Raw genomic sequence first — 18,317 nt, 5'->3', positions numbered from 1 at the left:
CACTGGCATCTAGGTCGGTAGTGCTTTTTTTATAGAAGGAGTTATATATGAGAATCGAAACCATTGAAATTAATAAGTTGATACCTGCAGATTATAATCCACGACTTGATCTTAAACCAGGTGACACAGAGTATGAAAAACTCAAAAATTCCATACATGAATTTGGCTATGTTGAGCCACTTGTATGGAATAAACGTACAGGTAATCTTGTCGGAGGCCATCAGCGATTAAAAGTATTGATGGATGAAGGATTAACAGAAGTTGAAGTTTCCGTTGTTGATATGGATATCACAAAGGAAAAAGCCTTAAATATCGCCCTAAATAAAATTAGTGGTGAGTGGGATGAAGAGAAACTAGCAGTGTTGCTGCAGGATTTATCCGATAGCCCAATAGACATTGAATTATCTGGTTTTTCTCAAGATGAGTTTGTAGAATTGATTGAGGGGCTTCCGTTGGATACAGAAATTGATGAACCAGTTGAAGAAGATAACTTCGACGTTGAAGGAGCAATTGAAAATATAAGTGAACCGGAAACAAATTACGGTGACGTCTGGAAATTAGGACGTCATCTTTTAGTTTGTGGAGATGCAACAAATGCAAAAGATATTGCAAAATTAATGGGTGAAGACCAAGCTGATCTTGTTATAACGGATCCTCCATATAATGTCGCTGTAACAAGTGATTCAAAAGTATTAAATGAATCAGGAAGAGAAAAGATACTAAATGACGATATGTCTGCAGAGGAATTCGATGTTTTTCTAGATAAGGTATTTAAAAGCTATTCTTATCTGATGAAAGATAGTGCAGCTATTTATATATTTCACGGATCATCTTATCAACGAGAATTTGAAAACTCCATGAATAAACATAATATTTTGGTTCGATCTCAATGCATATGGGTAAAGAATTACCCTTCATTCGGTTGGGCTCAGTATAGGTGGCAGCATGAACCTGTTTTTTATGCTTATAAAAAGGGAAAGTCACCTTCCTGGCACGGAGACAGAAAACAAACAACCATTTGGAGATCTGGTTTGCCTGGTGAACAACCAGATCCCTCGACTGTATGGGAAGTTGGTCGAGGTAATGTAAATGATTATGTTCACCCTACTCAAAAGCCATTAGAATTAATCGCTATTCCGTTGAAAAACAGCAGCAAGAAGAATGATATTGTTATTGATTTATTTGGGGGGAGTGGTTCTACTCTTATGACATGCGAGCAAACAGATAGAGAGTGTCGGACCATGGAACTGGATCCGGTTTTTTGTGATGTGATTAAAAAGCGTTTCTATGAAAGTACGGGAATAGAACCTGTTTTATTAAATAATTAAAAAAAGAGAGGGTGCTAGTAACACCCTCTCTCAACATTAGCGCCGAAACATCGGCAGAGATAGTGGAAAGCTGTGGCCACAGTTGAGTAATAGCCACTATCTCACTTTCATTATATTTGAAAGGTCGGTGTTAGGCAATGAAAAACGCAAACAAACGTTCTAATGAAGAACTCCTAATAGAGCATGAAGCAATGACTGTTACTGGTGTCTTGGAGTCGAAAGAGAAGTACAGAAAGATTATTCAGGCAAGTATAGCGCGCTGGGTCAAGGACTTCCAAGAAGGAAGAATTGAAATAAAATCAGTGGATGATCTAAAAAAACTAATTGAAATTGACCTAGAGCTTCAGAAAGATGATTTTTAAAAACGAACTCAAACTTAAAGAGTCGGAGGTGGGCGGTGATGTAGGTTGGCTAGACCACGAGACACTAGAAGAGATGAAGCTAAACAATTATGGCTAGAAAGCAGCAAAGAAATGAAACTTGTAGATATTGCAAAAAAAATAGGCGTTTCTGCAAGTACCATCAGAAAGTGGAAATCACAAGATAAGTGGGATAAAGAGAGCGTTCCTAAATCAAAAGGGAGCGCTCCTAATCGTTCAGGAGCTCCAAAAGGAAATAGAAATGCAAAAGGTAATAAAGGCGGTGGTGCTCCGGTTGGTAATAAAAACGCTACAGGTAACCGCGGAGGTTCACCACCATTAGGAAACAGAAATGCTGTAACTACAGGTGAATATGAAACTCTTATGTGGGACTACCTTGAAGAAGATGAAAAGCAATTGTTTGATTCTATTGAGACAGATCCGCTTTATCAAATTGATATAACGATTCGAGAATTGTCTATCCGGCAACGTCGAATGATGAAACGCATTAAACAGCTACAGAATGGATTATCCGAACCTGAAAAAAGAGTGCTGCAGGAACTGAAAAACTCGAAAGATATTCACGTTATTGAAAAAGATGGTGTTCAGGTAAAGGTTCCTGTAAAGACTTCTGCATTAGTGGTTACGGAAATTGAGGAGACGCAGTACCGTAAAATAGATGACATAATGAACATCGAGGAGGCATTGACTAGGATAACTAACCAACTGGTTAAGGCTATTAAGCAAAAACATGACATTGAGAAATCATACAGTGAGCAACCTCTAAAAGAGCAATTATTAAAAACTCAGGTCGATAAAACTCGGTTTGAAATAGCAAAAGCAAAAGGCGAGGAAGGTACAGAATACGAAGATGACGGTTTCTTAGATGCCATAAAGTCAACAACTAACATATGGAATGATGACAATGATTAAAAAGAAGCCGGCACTATTCAAATTCAAACCATTTTCAATAAAACAACTTAAAGTTTTAAATTGGTGGACTGATACATCACCGCATAAAGATAAAGACGGTATTATATGCGATGGATCTGTAAGGGCAGGAAAAACAGTTGTTATGTCTTTGTCATATGTTTTGTGGGCAATGGACACATTCCAGGACGAAAACCTTGGGATGGCAGGGAAAACGATTGGATCTTACCGTAGAAATGTGATTACTCCTTTAAAACGAATGTTAAAGTCTCGCGGTTATAAAGTGAAAGACCACAGAGCAGATAACATGCTGTCTATCACATATATGGGAGTTACAAACTACTTCTATGTATTCGGTGGTAAAGATGAAGGTTCACAGGACCTAATTCAAGGAATCACACTAGCTGGAATGTTCTTTGATGAAGTGGCGCTTATGCCGCAATCATTTGTAAATCAAGCAACTGCCCGTTGTTCCGTTGAAGGCTCAAAGTTATGGTTTAACTGTAATCCGGGAGGTCCTTATCATTGGTTCAAGACTGAATACTTAGATCAATTAGAAGAAAAGAACATGCTGCATCTCCATTTTACGATGGAGGATAATCTTTCACTTTCCGAACGTATAAAAGAGCGATTCAAACGCATGTATAGCGGTATCTTTTACCAACGTTATATATTAGGACTTTGGGTGCTTGCTGAAGGTATTATTTACGACATGTTTAACGAGAAAAAGCACTACGTTAAGACAGAACTGAGACCGTATACAAAATACTATGTATCTATCGACTACGGAACGCAGAATCCAACAGCATTTGGTTTGTGGGGGCTATTTAATGGTGTTTGGTACAAAGTGAAGGAGTATCACCATAGCGGCCGAGAACAGAGCAAACAAAAAACTGATGCTGAGTACAGCAAAGATTTGAAAGAGTTTGTGGGCGATTTAAAAATAACATCGGTCATAGTAGATCCATCCGCTGCATCATTTAAGGCTCAATTGAAACAGGATGGATGGAAAATCCAAGATGCTGATAACGACGTGATTAATGGTATTCGTAATGTTGCAACAGCTTTAGTAACTGAATTAATCAAATTCAATGATTGCTGCAAACAAACAAAAAGGGAATTTTCATCCTATATTTGGGATGCAAAAGCATCTGATCGCGGAGAGGATAAACCAGTAAAACAGAATGATCACCATATGGATAGTGACAGATATTTTGTAAATACAATCTTGTACAAAAAGCCATCCATATCTGTTTTGAAATGAGGTGAATAAATGCTAATCGAAGACCTATACCGGGCTCCCTGGCATGAAAGGATGGTGAAAGTCATAGAAGGCATGGTGAGTAGTGTTATTACAGATAATGATATGTTGGCCAAGGAAATTCAAGAGTGGGAAAACAGTGAGACTAGGAATAATATGATCACTGGCGAGCTCTATTACTTGAACAAGACCGACATATTGAAAAAAGAACAAAAGATTAAATGGAAATCGAATCAGAAGCTGGCGCATGGATTTGCTAAGAAATTAGTAGACCAAAAGATTGGGTATTTGTTATCAAAAGAGCCTACATTTGGGACTGAGAATAAGGTATACAGTAAAATTATGCAGGAGACATTTGATCGCGGTCTTTTGAAAAAGATTAAAAACGTGGGAAAAGAAGCCATCAACAAAGGAATTGCTTATTTGTACCCATACATCAATGAAAAAGGGGATTTGTCCTTCATGAAGTTTCCCTCTGAACAGATTATTCCGTTCTGGGGAGATAATGAACATATGAAATTAATCTCTTTCATACGGGTGTACGAGATTAGCATTTACATGGATGGTGAAAAGAAAAAGCAGAAAAAGGTGGAGTACTACCATTCAGGTGGTATCAAGTTTTTCGTTAAAGAAAACAATAGACTGATTCCGGATGTTCCTGCAGGTATCGAGCAGAATTTCCATTTCACCATTAATGACAAACCGTATGTGTGGGAAAATATTCCACTTATCCACTTTAAATACAATGAAGAAGAGCAGCCTTTAATCGACAGTATTAAATCATTAATAGATAACTTTAATTTGCAGGCATCCACCAATGCTGACTTGTTAGCCGATATTCCGAAATTTATTTATAAATTAATTAATTTTGGCGGGGAAGATTTATCTGAGTTTTTGTCTGATTTGAATAAATACATGGCTGTTAAGCTGGACGAAAACGGAGACGTGGACAAGCTTCAGGCAGAGATCCAGACAGATGCTGTCGAAAAGGAAATTGACCGTAACCGGAACTCAATCTATGAGTTTGGTCGGGGTGTAGATACTAGGGAAGAAAGTTTAAGAGACGCTTCAGGCGTTGCGCTTCGATTCCGTTATTCAGATTTGGATATGGATTGCAACATTCTTGAAGCTGAATTCCAATCATCCATCGAGCATATGATTTGGTTCATAAATCATTACCTGTTTATGACGGGCAAGGGTGATTTCACCAAAGAGAAAATAAATATCATCTTTAACCGAGATATTATTATTTCAGAAACAGAAGCTATTGACAGTTGTGGAAAATCTGTCGGTATTTTGGATGATAAGACTATACGAGAAAATCATCCTTGGTACACAGAGGAAGTTGAAGCCCGACTAGAAGAACAGAAAAAAGAAGAAATTGAGGGCTATCAGGATACATTCGGTAAAGATGATGTGACGGTTGATGAGTAAGAAGTATTGGGAAAGTCGTTCAGTACAACGCGAAATGGAATCCCAGCTCATTGCAAGTAAGTATTTAGCCCGAATGGACGAAAGCTTACGAGAAGCTCAGGAGGACATACTAAAGCAAATTGATACATTCTATGCGCGATATGCAAAGGATAATAAAGTTTCTTTATCAGAAGCCAGGAAGTACCTGACAGCGAAAGAGCTGAAAGACTTTAAGAATATCGATTTGAAACGGTTCCGTGAAATGTCTCTTGCAGGAAATCCGGAATATGACCGGATCTTGAATGCTACAAGTTATCGGGCCCGCATCTCACGTCTTGAAGCACTAAATATGCAAATAGAAATGAGAATGGTTGAACTTTACGGTGGTGCAAACGGGTTACAAGAATATACGTATACTGGACTAACAGATGTGTACAACAACTCGTATTACCGTACAATGCATGATTTGCATAAGACGGGAACTATTATAGGGGTAGTAGCTGCCACATCGGACAGCTCGATGAAAGAGATTCTTTCCTACAATTGGAGTGGAAAGGAATTTTCAAAGCGTATTTGGGGGCACCAGGCAGCTACAAGACAGTCAATCCAGAAAGAGTTAGAAAGAAGCTTTGCTTCAGGTCGATCATTGCAGCGAACTACCAAGTCTATTATGGATATTACGAATGTTTCCCGTTCGCGTGCTGAAGCGCTTGTCCGAACAGAATCTAATTTCTTTCACGGCCTAGCAGCTCAGAATAGTTATGTTGATGCTGGGATTGAAAGATATGAGATTTTATCAACGCTAGATAGTAGAACCTCAAATATTTGTAGAGAGCAAGACGGAAAAATCTATAAGACGAAAGATTATAAACCCGGTGAAACCGCTCCTCCGTTTCATGTGCGTTGCCGAACTACCACGATTCCTTATTTTGATGAATCAGTTTATATGGTAGGAGAGAAACGGCAATCGTCCGATGGGCTTATTGATTCAATGTCTTATGAAGAGTGGTATAATGAAAGTGTATTGAAACCAAAGCAAGAAGCTGAACGTATAGAAAATGAGAAACGGCAATCCTTAATATCACAAATTCAATCTGACATTAAGGGCGGCGAATACAAGCTGCAACATAGTCGAAATCATTTTGACAAACATAATCCAGCACATAAAAGGTATCTTGATTATGTGGAGCGAAATGCAGCTAAAGGAAAACAGAAACCGAGTCATTTAATCGTTTCATATGAAGAGGCAGATGAACTGGTTGAAAAATATGCTGGAACTGGCGAGATAAAGCTTACAAAAAGCGGAAAATGGAATAATAAAGAATTAATAATATCCCAGGAAACCATAGGAGTTCATGTTGACCAAGGGACAGGAAAAGAAACACCTACGAACGCCTTCTTTATACACTATGGGAAGTCCGGCACTCATATCATACCAACTTTAAAATAAGGAAGTGAGAAAATGAAACTTTGGGAGTTCACTCAGAAAAGAGTAAAAGTTACATTCAAAGATGGGGAAATCCTGAAAGGGTTCGTCCGAGATTATATTGACCAAGAGGATACAGATTTTGATTATGACGAATTGTCGTTCATTCCAGATGGTCAAGAAGAAATAACTATTTCTGAACTTGAAATTAATACCATTGAAATTATTGAGTAAAGGCACTTTCAACCGTGGTAGGTAGAGGGTGCTTTTTATTATGTCTCGTCTTTTTAGCATTTGCAGACGTAAAAGATTCAAAGTTGGTCGTGGACGTAACCACGTAAAAATAATCGTAACCAGGGAGGAATATTCATGAAACGTGAATTTATGGAAGGCATGGGTCTTGAAAAAGAGGCTATTGATAAAATCATGGCTGAACACGGGAAGACAGTTGAATCCCATAAAACGAAGGCAGCAGGTCTTCAATCAAACGTTGATGATCTGACTGGGCAACTGGCTAAACGTGATAAAGACCTAAAGGCATTGAAGAAGCAAGCAGAAGGCAGCGAAGATTTGCAAACGCAGCTTACTAATCTTCAAACCAAATACGACACAGATAAAAAAGATTATGAAGCAAAAATTAAGGATGCTCAACTATCCAGTGCGCTAAAACTTGCACTGAATGGAAAGGTCCATGATACAGATATGGTAATTGACCGTATTGACAAGGCTAAAATCAAATTAGATGAGAGCGGAAACGTTACCGAAGGACTTGATGAGCAGATTAAAACACTGCAAGAATCGAAGTCTTTTTTATTTGTTCCAGAAGAAAATCCAGCACCTGAGATTAAAGGAGCAAAGCCAGCTGAAGGTGACCCAGGAGGAAAAGGGGCACCAACTAGTCTTGGTGTCGATTTCGCAAAAATGGCAAACGAAAAAGGCACAAATGCAAGTACAGAAAACAACCCATGGGGTTAAAGGGAGGAAAATAATATGCCATATGTAAAAAAGGTATCAAATGCAGAACGAGTTAACTTTCTAGCGGCATCAAAGGTGCAGTCTTTTACGTATCAAGTGAGTGGTGAGGGTGTAACACCTAATGAAAACGGAAAGAAAATTGTAAAAGTAGGCACGATTCTACCTGCTAATGATGAGACAGCAGAAGGTATTTTGTATACAGACGTTGATGTATCAAATGGTCCACAACCGGGAGCTTTAATCGTAGAAGCGTATGTTTTAGAGGAACGTTTACCTGTCACACCTGATGCTGAGGCGAAAACTGCATTATCAAAAATTACATTCCGATAATTCGGATAAAGGAGGCATTTATTCATGGATGTATTAGAACTATTTAAATCAGAAACAGTATTAAATTATGTGAAGGAACGACAATATAATCCGCTTTTAGGGGAGACATTGTTCCCTGAAGTAAAGCACGACACTCTTGATTTTAGCTATTTTAAAGCTGGTAGCAAACTTGCGACAATTGCTTCTGTACACGCATTTGATACAGAGGCAGAAATCGGTTCACGCGAAGCAGCTGAACAAGCTCTCGAAGCTGCATATGTAAAACGTAAACTCCAAATTACTGAAAAGGATTTAATTGCCTTAAAGTTTCCACGTACTGAAGGTGAGAAAAAGTATTTGATGGGACAGGTTTTCAATGACATTGATATGCTTGTTGCTGGTGTTAAGGCTCGAATTGAGCTTATGCGTATGGAGGCTCTTTCTACTGGAAAAGTAACGTTGAATGAAAACGGATTGAACATGACAATTAACTATCATGTACCGTCTGAACACCAGGAAGCGTTAAGTGGAACTGGAAGATGGACAGAAGATACCGCTGATATTATTGGTGATTTAGAACGTTGGGCAGGTACGCTAGATGAAAAGCCTACACGTGCATTAACATCAAACAAGATATTAACGCAAATGTTACGTAATTCGAAAATCATCGGATACCTTTATGGTAAAGATTCTGGTCGTATCCCAACTCGGTCTGACTTAAACGCATTTCTATTGCAACACGATCTACCTCAAATTGCTGTGTATGATGCTAAATATCGTAAGCAAAATGAAAATGGTACTTACACAAAGTATCGTTATTTAGGCGAAAATAAGTTTGTAATGTTTGGAGATGGATCACTCGGAGAAACGCTATATTGTCCTACTCCTGAAGAATCACGAATGATTCTTGAAGGTGCCGATGTTTCGAATGTCGATAAGGTAATAACGATGGTGTATGAAGAAGGAAAAGACCCAATTTCAACATGGACAAAGGCAGCAGCTACTGCTATTCCTTCTTTTCCAGAATCGGAAAATGTATTCCAAGCTCAGCCGATAGCATAAAGGAGGAAAGCCGATGATAGTAGAAGTTATTGATGTTCCCGTTCGATACAATGGTAAGACGTATCGGACGGGAGAAATATTTGAAATGGAAGAGCCCCATGTGGATGAAAATATTGTTAAGGTAATATCCAAGGTAGAAAAAGAACCAAAAACCCTTGATAGTATGACTGTTACGGAATTAAAGGAGTACTCAGCCGAAAATAACATAAATCTCGGAGAAGCCAAGAAAAAAGAAGAAATTCTAGCTGTTATAAAATTGGAAGAAAATGCTGAAAATCCTCCACAAGAATAAGGTGGGCTATTATGAAAGTAATTGATATCGTAAAAGCAAAGCTTCCTGATCCAAAGCCAGAGGATGAGATTTTAAGCATGCATATTGAGGAAGTAGGCCAATCTATCCAGACATACTGCAACAGGGGGGATATCCCTCCTGAATTACGGTTTGTACATGCAAACATGGTTATTGATTTCATTAACGGAATTAAACGAAGTAATGATTCTGATGGGCAAACAACTATATCATCTATTAAAGAAGGTGACGTGCAGGTGTCCTTTGGTGCCGCACGATTGGAATCTAAAGAACGTGCAACTCAATCCCTCCTTTTTGATTATGCTAAACAGCTAAATAGATTTCGAAAGCTGAGGTGGTAACCGTGGACATAACCAGTATCATGGCCAAAGCTACCTCAGCAGTAGAATTTATGTATGACAAAAAAGCCATCATCAAGCGGTATATGTCGATTGTTAAACCAAACGGTGCGGACGGTATGGATTGGGTACCAGTTTATGAAAATGTACCTTGCCGGTTATCCAACCCAAGCTTGAATAATGCGAAACAGGGCGAAGCAAACGTCGTCCAATATGATGTTAAGCTTTTTCTTTCGAGTGACTTTAAGGTTAAAGCAGGGGACGAGATCACTGTGTATTCACTAGAAAAGGGGAAGATTGTTAATTCGAAAAACTATGAATCTGCAAAAGAACCTTTCGGTTATGTGACACATCAAGAAGTGCTGCTGTTACGAAAAGGGTATGCCTAATGGGCTTTGAATTCAGTGAGGTTGTAAGTATAAAAGCAAACTTAATTGAGTTAAATAAGGCATTTCACCGTATCCATTTAAAAGTGGCGAAACGTGTTGCGCTATTGGCCATTCGAAAAGTAAAGAAGATGACTCCGGTTGATAATAATATACTACGCCCTGCTTGGCAGTATGATGTAATTAAGAGGGGCGATACGTATATCATAGTAATCTATAACCAAACTGAGTATGCTTCCTTTGTTGAAAAAGGACACAGAATAGTCGTGGGCGGCAGAACAGTTGGTTGGGTTGAGGGGCGCTTTATGTTGGAACTAACAGGAAATGAAATGGAACGTATCGCGCCAAACATGTGGAAAATAGAAGTCGAAAAGGAGATGAGACGTATCTTTGGAAACTGAGCTAAAATCACTCATCATTCGACAAATAAAAGAAGTGTATGGTAATGAAATGAAGGTGTATGACGAACCTGTTAGACAAGGTTTAGAGACACCTTCTTTTTTAGTACTCCTTATTGAAGATCAGCAAGAACGAAAGCTTGGTTATATGTCAGAATGGGAATTTTTGGTCAATGTAACGTATTTTCCACATGATGGCTATAACGCTTATTCTGAAAATGATAGAGTAAGTCAAACATTTAAAGAAAACTTTCGATATATAGGGAATGTCTTCCACGTTAATAGATTAAAAGCTACTAAGTCTGATGGCATTTTAATCATCTCCTTCACTGTTAAAAAACAAGTAAAAGAGATACTTGACGGAACAAAAATGCAGGCGCTGCAATATGGAGGTGTAACCAGTGAGTAAAGAAAAAGAAGCAAAGAGCCAGCAGAAATATGGTAAAGAAGCGTTTTTAAAGGCTGAGAAAAACACGAATGAACGGTTGCTATTACAAGTACTGTTGGAAGATGGTAAATCTTATTCAAAAGTCGACGTTACAAAAATCGTAAAAGATTGGAAACAGAAGGAGGTTAAAGGATAATGGCAGGAGGACATTGGGAAAGTCAGAACAAAGTACGTCCAGGTGCGTATATCAATTTTGAAACAAATGATCTTGTAGCTACAGGGGTAGATGCTAGAGGGGCTGTTGCCATTCCACTTGCCCTTGATTGGGGCGCAACAGGAGTTTTTACAAAAGTTTCTCCAGGCTCGAACTTAAATCAATTGTTCGGAAGAAGCTTAAATGAATTGCTTCCGATCCGAGAGGCATTTAAAGCAACAGGAGAAGTTATTGTTTATAACTTAAGTGGTAAAGGTGAAAAAGCAAAAGCAACAAGCGACACTTTTTCCGCTACTGCTGTCCATAGCGGTAGCGATGGAAACAAAATTACAGTCACAATTTCTCTTGGCTTAGAAGGGGAAGCGACAGTGAAAACTCACTATGATGGGGTTCAGGTCGATTTACAGGAGGTTTCTTCGAGTGTTGATTTAACAACTAATGCTTACGTTACATTTAGCGGAGAATTACCTGAAGCAGATGAAACATTGACCCTTTCAGGTGGTAAGACTGAGAAGGCGACAAATGAATCATATGCCGCCTTTGCAGTCGGGCTAGATTCCCAAAACTTTAAAGTCGTGGCTATCGGCACGGAAGATGAGTCTGTGAAAGCTTTATTTGCAACAAAGGTCAAAAAGTGGCGTGAGGATGAAGGGAAAAATATCACTCTCGTTACCAATAACTACAACACAGCAGATCACGAGGGTATTGTTTCAGTTAAAAATTATGTTGTCCTAGATAGAAATGAGATTATCGAAGCTAAAGAAGCAGTGTATTGGTATGGTGCAGCTTATGCAATTGCTGGTACTAGCTCACTTACTTATGTCGAATATCCAGGAGCGATTGACTGTGAGCGCCTATCGCACGAAGATATCGTAAAAGCATTAAAAGACGGTCATATCGCGTTCACTTTCCAACAAGGTATGGATGGTGTGGATTCGGTGGTTATTGAACAGGATATCAATACATTCCGTAGCATCACTGCTAAAAAGAATCAAGATTTTAGAAAGAATAAGATTATCCGTACAATGGATTTTGTCGGAAACAATGTGCAACATATTTATTCAAGGTACTTCATTGGTCAAGTCAACAATAATGAAGATGGAAGAAACCTTTTCAAAGGTCAAATTATGACTACCGTATTGGATCCGCTTGTTCAACTGGGAGCTATAGAAGCTTATAATCCTGATGAATTCATTATAGATCAGGGGATGGAAAAAGATGCTGTAACAGCAACCCTTGGTCTTAAATTTGTAGACGCGATGGAAAAACTTTACATGACGGTAGAATGTAAATAGTGGAGGTGGAATAGATGGGACGTATTATGCGAAATAGCGATGCGATATCAGCAAAAGAAGGAACTGTATTCATTACAATTGATGGCAAAGTGCATGAATATGCGGAGCTAATCAAGTTTGAAGCTCGTGTCGATTACACGAAAGCAGAGGTCAAATCAGTAGGGAAGAGAATGAAAGGGAATAAGATTGTCGGTGCAGAAGGGGCGGGCTCGATGGAGATTCATTATCACCGACCTGAAATGCGTCGAATGGCTTTGCAATACTTAAAAACTGGTAAATCTCCTATTTTTGATGTTCAAGTTGTGAATTCCGATATTACTTCTCGTGCGGGTAAGCAGACGACACTCATCAAAAATATTGTTCCAGATGGTGCGCTACTTGCTTCACTTGACGGGGACAGCGAAGACCTTTTAAAGGATGAAACAGATTTCACATTTGACGATTTCGATTTCCTAGATCAGTTTAAAGTATTAAATGACTAATAGAAAAATAGCGGGGGGAATTCAATATGAGCAAATTTAAGGCATTTATGAAAGGCAATGTAAAAAAGGCGGAAACTGTATCACTGAAATTGGATAGATTCGATGAGCTTATTCTGCTTCAACCTTTGTCTTCTGGAGATGCTGATGCAATCAACGATGGATGTTTTAAAAATAAGCCGGGTAAAAAAGGTAAACAAGAACGAGTATTTGATGTAGTGAAGTATAACCGTGGTGTTTGTGCTGCATCTATTGTCTACCCAGATTTGAACGACGCAGAGCTACAAGAGTCTTATGGAGTCCGGGGTGCAGAGGAATTATATTCATCCTTGTTCTTGTTTGGGGAAGCTGCAGAGATTCTTGAAAAAGTGACAGAGATAAGCGGATTGTCTGCCTCTATTGAAGATGACATAGAAGAAGCAAAAAACTAATCAGTGGAGGGGAAGATGAAGTGGATGCGGAAGCAGTCTTCGCTCACTTCGCCCTCCAACGTTTACGTATTCGCCCACGGGAATTTTTTGAAATGGATCGCAAAGAAAAAGCTTTTGTTATTGCGAGTATCCAAATTCGAACGGAAGAGGAGAAGAAAGAAGCAAGTAGTATAAACCGGAAAAAGAAGTAAATAGTAATATTTTCCCCTTCTGTGGTATATTGGAGTAAAAAAAAGGGGGATATCTGGATGAAAGCTTTATTTAAAATTGTGGACGGTTTAGACTTGAAAAATCCGTATGCTCAGTTGAGGGCTAGTATCGACGGTGAATTCTTTAAGGTAGAGGAAAGAGAATTTAAGGTCTTTAGACCAGTGACAACAGCGTCTTATAAAATACATCTGAAAAACATTATTGCCAACATATCAACAAACGAGCATGAACTTATTGAGCAAAATAAAAGTGCTATTGGTCGCGGTGTTGTAGGAGGTTTGATTTTTGGGCCAGCAGGAATTATTCTAGGTGGGTTGTCAGGTGTTGGAACAAAGAAAAGTGTGAAGAAAAGGCAATATTTTATTGTTTCCTATCTTTCTTCGGATGGAGAAATTTGCAACATCACTTTTTTGACAGACTCTGTTTCCGATCCAGTTACAACAAAGTTATTTAATAAACACATGATTAAAAAGCTAGCACGAGTTAAACCAGTACCAGAAGTTGAAGAGCTTCAAGCTAAAATTAAGCAAGAAGAAAAAGAAGAGAATACCGAAACGATATTATGATATTGCAAGAACACCAGGCAGGATTGGTGTTCTTTTTATTTGTGTAAGAAAGGCAGGTAAGAACATATGTCAGGAGCACAAACAACCCTTTCGCTACAGGACAGGTTGACAGGGCCGCTTACAAAAATAATGAGGGCAATGGACAGCACTATCCGAGTCATGGAGCAGATGGACTCCTCTACCCAGCGATTGGACCAAAGAAGCCTGGCAAACGCAAGGCGGAACATTTCAAGTGCTTCGGCAGACTTGGAGCGCCTACGGAGTTCAATGGCATCAGCGGGGAGGGGGACAGAGGCAGCAGCACGCCAACAGGAAAGGTTTAATCATTCTCTTGGTGACGGTCTTTCTGTTATCAAGGATTATGCCGGTGGCTTGTTAGCGGCCATTGGGGCATATCAAGTTTTCAATGCAGCCAAAAATATGCTTTCGGATATGTTCTCCCGTGGTGTTGACTTCCACGCTTTCCGGCAATCGTCTGAAGTAGCATTTACAACTTTTTTAGGGGACGCGGAAAAAGCGAAACAATACATGGATGATATGTATGCTTTTGCTTTAAAGACTCCCTTTGCTTACCCCGATCTGCTTGAATCCAGTAGGAACTTGATCGCTTTTGGTATTGAAGCGCAAAACACCTTCCCGATCATGCAAGCAATCGGCGATGCGGTTGCAGGTATTGGTGGCGGTAATGCAGAAATGCAGAACATGGCAGATATTTTTGGCCAGATACAGTCTCAAGGAAAGCTAACGATGATGGAGGTAAATCGACTCAGTTCATACGGTGTGAATTCTATTGAAATGTTGGCAGCGGCTTCTGGTACAACAGGAGACGAGATAAGAAAGCAAATATCTTCAGGAGCCATCGGCGCAGGACAAGCCATTTCTACCCTTGTTGAAGGTATGAATGATAAATTCGGTGGTTTAATGGAGGGCGTGAAAGGGACATGGCGAGGAGCAATCGACTCCATGAACTCAGCGAGAAGGAATGCAGGAGCTGCCATGATGAAAGATTTCATGGAGCCTTTAACAAATGCCGTCGGTGTAGTTACTGATGGATTCAAGAAAGTACCTGTATACATTGGCCCAGCAGTAGCTGCTTTTATCCCTCTATTGAATATGTTCAATAAAACGTTTAGTGAGGGTCGATTTGATGGGGTTTTCTCAGGAATTGGCGCTTCATTAACTTTCCTTGCTACTCTATTGTTTTGGGTTGGTCAATCAGCTTTGTGGATAGCAGGAATTTTTGCTGATAATTGGTCTTGGATTGCTCCCATACTTACCGCTTTGGCAGCAGTTTTAGGAACAATTATTTCTATTTTATTGATTAAGTACGCAGTTCTCGGACTCATCCGATTGGCTACATTAGTCTGGGCTACGGCTCAATGGGCAGTTAACGCAGCTTATCTTGCTAACCCCATTGGTTGGGTTTTACTGGGGATTGTGGCGGTAATAGCGCTAGTTATCTATGCAATGGTAGCCTGGGGGGAACAAACAGCCGTAGTGATTGGGTGGATTGTTGGCTCTATTTACTGGCTAGGTGCTGTCTTTTATAACGTTCTTATGGGTATCGGTAATTTCGGTATCGTGGTTGCTGAATGGTTCGTGAATATTTGGAACCAAGCTGTTTTTATGGCCCAATTGGCTTGGATTGGTTTTAATCTATTCGTACGAATGGTTCTTGATGGCATAGGAAACAAGGCGTTATCCGTGGCAGAGTTCTTCATAGATACTTGGAATAATGCGACTTATTCCGTGCAGATGTTCTTTTACCATTTACAGAAATTTGCACTTACCGTTGCAGCCGCAATTGCAAGAGGGGTTGAGGGAATCATAAATAGCGCTCTCAGCGCAATCTCCAGTTTAGTAAGTGCTGCAGCAGGCAAACTGAACAGCCTCATAGGTATGGTCAATAATATACCAGGTGTAAATATTAGCGCCATCGGAAGCGTTGACTTGAAAATAAGCAATAAAGCATCTTCCGCAATCGATAGCTTTAAAAACAGCTTGGAAGCACCAACGAAGGCAGCAACTGCAAACCTCGGAAGGATGAATACTGCCGGTGAATATATGAGCAGCGTAAATCTTCCGAATGCTCCTGAGAAGGTTTCTTTCGGAAGATTAGATTATGCCAATACAGGTGCTGCTTTCGACAAAGGCTACAATGTAGGATCTAATATGTCGTTAAAAGCTTCAGATAAATTATCCAACGCAGTTGACAAAGTGACAGGAGTATTCAGCGGAAAAAATCAAGAAAACTTACTCAATGCAGGTGAAGTTCCTACTGCAGGTTTTGATCCAAACCTTGGCGGTGGAGGGAAAACAGCTCCAGGTGCTGCAGGAGGGAAAGGAAAAGGCAATAACCCGACAGGTGGTAAACTTGATTCAATTGGAAAGATTGATAATGAAATTAATATAGCTGAAGAAGACTTGAAAATACTAAGGGATTTAGCGGATATCCGTTCCATTCAGAACTTCGTCACGTTGACGCCTCAGGTCACATTCGGTGATCTTACAGTCCGCGAAGAGTCAGATATCAATAAGATCGTACGCAAGATTGAAAAAATGCTCGAGGATGAAATGGAAAACAGTGCTAAAGGGGTGTATAAGTGATGCACGGAATCTATTTAAGTGTAACAAATGATTCTGATGGGTTCCGTCTTCCAGTTAACCCTGAAAAAGTGAATGTATCTAGGGACGGAGACGGAGAAGAATTTAAGATTGCTAAACTTGGCAGTGTAAACATTCCCAAGGACGTTGAATTAACAGTGTTTGAATTGGCTTCCTTTTTTCCTGGTCAAAAATATCATTTTCTTGTAACGGAGTATAAACAACCAAAATTTTATATAGATAAACTGAATCGTTGGCAAAAGGATAAACTACCTGTGAGGTATATCTATGTCAACGGTTCTTTCGCTATTAATGAATTAGTCACTATCGAATCATTTGAATACAGTGAGGAGTACGGAAGTAAGGATGTTACCTTTACCCTGTCCTTAAAAAGATACGTAGACTTTGGTCCTAAGAAGCTAAAGGTAGCTGTTCCTAATCAAAAAGCAGTAAAGAAAACAGCGCCTTCTAGACAAAACAATAAGTCAACGCCAAAAACATATACCCTCATCAAAGGTGATAGCCTTTGGAGAGTAGCCCAAAAGTATACGGGCAAGGGTAGTAACTATCCAGCACTTGCTAAATTAAATGGAATTAAGCCTAGTCAATATAGAAAGCTACCAATAGGGTTGAAATTAAAAATCCCGCCGAGTTGGTAAAAGTGAGGTGTCTTCATGGAAGTGTTAATCGACAATAGGAATGGTACGGTCCTAGATATCCCTGTTACTTCGATTGAGTGGAAAACCGAAAGGATAGGGAAGGCAGGTTCATTTGAAGGTTCTCTTGTCTTAGAAGAGCCAACCAAATACCCGATTAATAGCGGTGCTGTATTACGGTGTATGGACGGGAAACAAAAGATTTTCTATGGCTACGTATTCGAAAGTAAATATTCAAAAAACAGCGAAGTAACAGTTAAAGCATACGACCAGCTTCGATATCTCAATAACAATGACACTTATGTAATATCGGCCACAACAGCGACAAAAGCGATAAAAAGAATTTCCACTGATCTAGGATTGAAAGTCGGAACGTTCGTCAATACAGGGTATGTGGTTCCTGGCATTGTTGAGGATGATAAATCCGCTTTTGATGTGGTGTGCAAGTATTTAGATTCTACGTTGATTGCCACGAACCAAAACTTCATAATATATGATGATTTTGGTTCCGTGGTTTTAAGAAATGTATACGATATCGCTATTCCAGCAGACGACTTCTATATAGGAGAAGACAGTCTGCTTTTTGATTTTGATTACTCTAAATCTATCGATAAAGATACAGCGAACAGGGTAAAACTGGTCCATGATAACAAAAAGACTAGTAAACGAGAGGTATATATCGTACAAGACTCAAAGAATATGGCCAAATGGGGTAGATTACAAAAGTTTAGAAAAGTAGACGAGAATATGACAGATGCCCAAATAAGAGATTTAGCAGATAAGATGATTAAGCTTTTAAACCGAGAGACGAAAACACTTGATTTAGAATGTTTAGGTAACTGGAGAGCAAGAGCTGGCCGCTTTGTTTATGTTTATTTACAAAAGATTGATATTAAACAGTATTTCCTCATCGAAGAGTGCAGCCACAAATGGTCAGAAGGTGTGCACACTATGAGTTTGAAATTGAAGGTGATATAAG

At 39.3% G+C, this 18,317-nt stretch carries 24 protein-coding genes; all 24 read left to right on the top strand.

The genetic code is table 11. From position 1 onward, the window contains the following. Positions 1-47 precede the first annotated feature (47 nt). The 24 genes from J2S17_RS08875 to J2S17_RS08760 all read left to right on the top strand — a co-directional run bounded on the left by J2S17_RS08875 (position 48) and on the right by J2S17_RS08760 (position 18,316). Complete coding sequence (locus J2S17_RS08875; protein WP_307473944.1) at positions 48-1,328, top strand: site-specific DNA-methyltransferase; 1,281 nt, start codon at positions 48-50, stop codon at positions 1,326-1,328. Between the two features lie 137 nt (positions 1,329-1,465). Continuing rightward, positions 1,466-1,690 carry a hypothetical protein gene (locus tag J2S17_RS08870; RefSeq protein ID WP_307473942.1) on the top strand — a complete coding sequence of 75 codons (225 nt, stop codon included), beginning with the start codon at positions 1,466-1,468 and terminating at the stop codon, positions 1,688-1,690. A 45-nt stretch (positions 1,691-1,735) separates the two neighbouring features. Further along, positions 1,736-2,620, top strand: coding sequence for a phage terminase small subunit (gene terS, locus J2S17_RS08865; RefSeq protein ID WP_307473940.1), 885 nt, complete (start codon positions 1,736-1,738; stop codon positions 2,618-2,620). Continuing rightward, positions 2,607-3,881 (top strand): PBSX family phage terminase large subunit, encoded by a 1,275-nt coding sequence (locus J2S17_RS08860; RefSeq protein ID WP_307474224.1) that lies wholly within the window; start codon positions 2,607-2,609, stop codon positions 3,879-3,881. Before terS ends, J2S17_RS08860 begins: the two co-directional genes overlap by 14 nt. Before the next feature lie 9 nt (positions 3,882-3,890). Then, positions 3,891-5,312 (top strand): phage portal protein, encoded by a 1,422-nt coding sequence (locus J2S17_RS08855; protein WP_307473938.1) that lies wholly within the window; start codon positions 3,891-3,893, stop codon positions 5,310-5,312. After that, positions 5,305-6,741, top strand: a complete 1,437-nt coding sequence (locus J2S17_RS08850) for a minor capsid protein (RefSeq protein ID WP_307473935.1) — start codon at positions 5,305-5,307, stop codon at positions 6,739-6,741. The genes J2S17_RS08855 and J2S17_RS08850 overlap by 8 nt, the downstream gene beginning before the upstream one ends. Before the next feature lie 12 nt (positions 6,742-6,753). Beyond that, on the top strand, positions 6,754-6,951 hold the full coding sequence (locus J2S17_RS08845; protein ID WP_307473933.1) for a hypothetical protein: 198 nt from the start codon (positions 6,754-6,756) through the stop codon (positions 6,949-6,951). A gap of 135 nt (positions 6,952-7,086) precedes the next feature. Beyond that, on the top strand, positions 7,087-7,692 hold the full coding sequence (locus tag J2S17_RS08840; protein WP_307473931.1) for a phage scaffolding protein: 606 nt from the start codon (positions 7,087-7,089) through the stop codon (positions 7,690-7,692). A gap of 15 nt (positions 7,693-7,707) precedes the next feature. After that, the gene (locus J2S17_RS08835) at positions 7,708-8,022 is read left to right on the top strand and encodes a hypothetical protein (RefSeq protein ID WP_307473929.1); all 315 of its coding nucleotides are present in this window, start codon (positions 7,708-7,710) and stop codon (positions 8,020-8,022) included. Positions 8,023-8,046: 24 nt separating this feature from the next. Beyond that, complete coding sequence (locus tag J2S17_RS08830; protein ID WP_307473927.1) at positions 8,047-9,063, top strand: major capsid protein; 1,017 nt, start codon at positions 8,047-8,049, stop codon at positions 9,061-9,063. Positions 9,064-9,076: 13 nt separating this feature from the next. Further along, positions 9,077-9,355, top strand: coding sequence for a hypothetical protein (locus tag J2S17_RS08825; RefSeq protein WP_307473926.1), 279 nt, complete (start codon positions 9,077-9,079; stop codon positions 9,353-9,355). Between the two features lie 11 nt (positions 9,356-9,366). Continuing rightward, positions 9,367-9,714 (top strand): head-tail connector protein, encoded by a 348-nt coding sequence (locus J2S17_RS08820; RefSeq protein WP_307473924.1) that lies wholly within the window; start codon positions 9,367-9,369, stop codon positions 9,712-9,714. Between the two features lie 2 nt (positions 9,715-9,716). After that, on the top strand, positions 9,717-10,100 hold the full coding sequence (locus J2S17_RS08815) for a hypothetical protein (protein ID WP_307473922.1): 384 nt from the start codon (positions 9,717-9,719) through the stop codon (positions 10,098-10,100). Beyond that, positions 10,100-10,498 (top strand): HK97 gp10 family phage protein, encoded by a 399-nt coding sequence (locus J2S17_RS08810; RefSeq protein WP_307473920.1) that lies wholly within the window; start codon positions 10,100-10,102, stop codon positions 10,496-10,498. Before J2S17_RS08815 ends, J2S17_RS08810 begins: the two co-directional genes overlap by 1 nt. Continuing rightward, entirely contained in the window at positions 10,488-10,904 is a 417-nt protein-coding gene (locus J2S17_RS08805; protein ID WP_307473918.1) for a phage tail terminator family protein, read from the top strand. Before J2S17_RS08810 ends, J2S17_RS08805 begins: the two co-directional genes overlap by 11 nt. Then, positions 10,897-11,079, top strand: a complete 183-nt coding sequence (locus J2S17_RS08800; RefSeq protein ID WP_307473916.1) for a hypothetical protein — start codon at positions 10,897-10,899, stop codon at positions 11,077-11,079. Before J2S17_RS08805 ends, J2S17_RS08800 begins: the two co-directional genes overlap by 8 nt. Continuing rightward, positions 11,079-12,392 carry a phage tail sheath C-terminal domain-containing protein gene (locus J2S17_RS08795; protein WP_307473914.1) on the top strand — a complete coding sequence of 438 codons (1,314 nt, stop codon included), beginning with the start codon at positions 11,079-11,081 and terminating at the stop codon, positions 12,390-12,392. The genes J2S17_RS08800 and J2S17_RS08795 overlap by 1 nt, the downstream gene beginning before the upstream one ends. A 14-nt stretch (positions 12,393-12,406) precedes the next feature. Then, on the top strand, positions 12,407-12,874 hold the full coding sequence (locus tag J2S17_RS08790; RefSeq protein ID WP_307473912.1) for a phage tail tube protein: 468 nt from the start codon (positions 12,407-12,409) through the stop codon (positions 12,872-12,874). A 26-nt stretch (positions 12,875-12,900) separates the two neighbouring features. After that, a complete protein-coding gene (locus J2S17_RS08785) occupies positions 12,901-13,302 on the top strand; it encodes a phage tail assembly chaperone (RefSeq protein ID WP_307473910.1) in 402 nt (133 codons plus the stop codon). A 20-nt stretch (positions 13,303-13,322) separates the two neighbouring features. Next, positions 13,323-13,493, top strand: coding sequence for a hypothetical protein (locus J2S17_RS08780; protein ID WP_307473908.1), 171 nt, complete (start codon positions 13,323-13,325; stop codon positions 13,491-13,493). Between the two features lie 57 nt (positions 13,494-13,550). Continuing rightward, the gene (locus tag J2S17_RS08775) at positions 13,551-14,078 is read left to right on the top strand and encodes a hypothetical protein (RefSeq protein ID WP_307473906.1); all 528 of its coding nucleotides are present in this window, start codon (positions 13,551-13,553) and stop codon (positions 14,076-14,078) included. 66 nt (positions 14,079-14,144) lie between these two features. Then, entirely contained in the window at positions 14,145-16,685 is a 2,541-nt protein-coding gene (locus tag J2S17_RS08770; protein ID WP_307473904.1) for a tape measure protein, read from the top strand. Further along, entirely contained in the window at positions 16,685-17,341 is a 657-nt protein-coding gene (locus J2S17_RS08765; RefSeq protein WP_307473903.1) for a LysM peptidoglycan-binding domain-containing protein, read from the top strand. The genes J2S17_RS08770 and J2S17_RS08765 overlap by 1 nt, the downstream gene beginning before the upstream one ends. A gap of 15 nt (positions 17,342-17,356) precedes the next feature. Next, positions 17,357-18,316 carry an XkdQ/YqbQ family protein gene (locus tag J2S17_RS08760; RefSeq protein ID WP_307473901.1) on the top strand — a complete coding sequence of 320 codons (960 nt, stop codon included), beginning with the start codon at positions 17,357-17,359 and terminating at the stop codon, positions 18,314-18,316. The last annotated feature ends 1 nt before the right edge of the window (position 18,317 follow it).

Origin of the sequence: Cytobacillus purgationiresistens, assembly GCF_030813235.1 — a bacterium.
GTDB classification, from domain to species: domain Bacteria; phylum Bacillota; class Bacilli; order Bacillales; family Cytobacillaceae; genus Cytobacillus; species Cytobacillus purgationiresistens.
The sequence above is the reverse complement of the archived record's forward strand: the minus strand, read 5'-3'. Positions and strand labels throughout refer to the sequence as shown.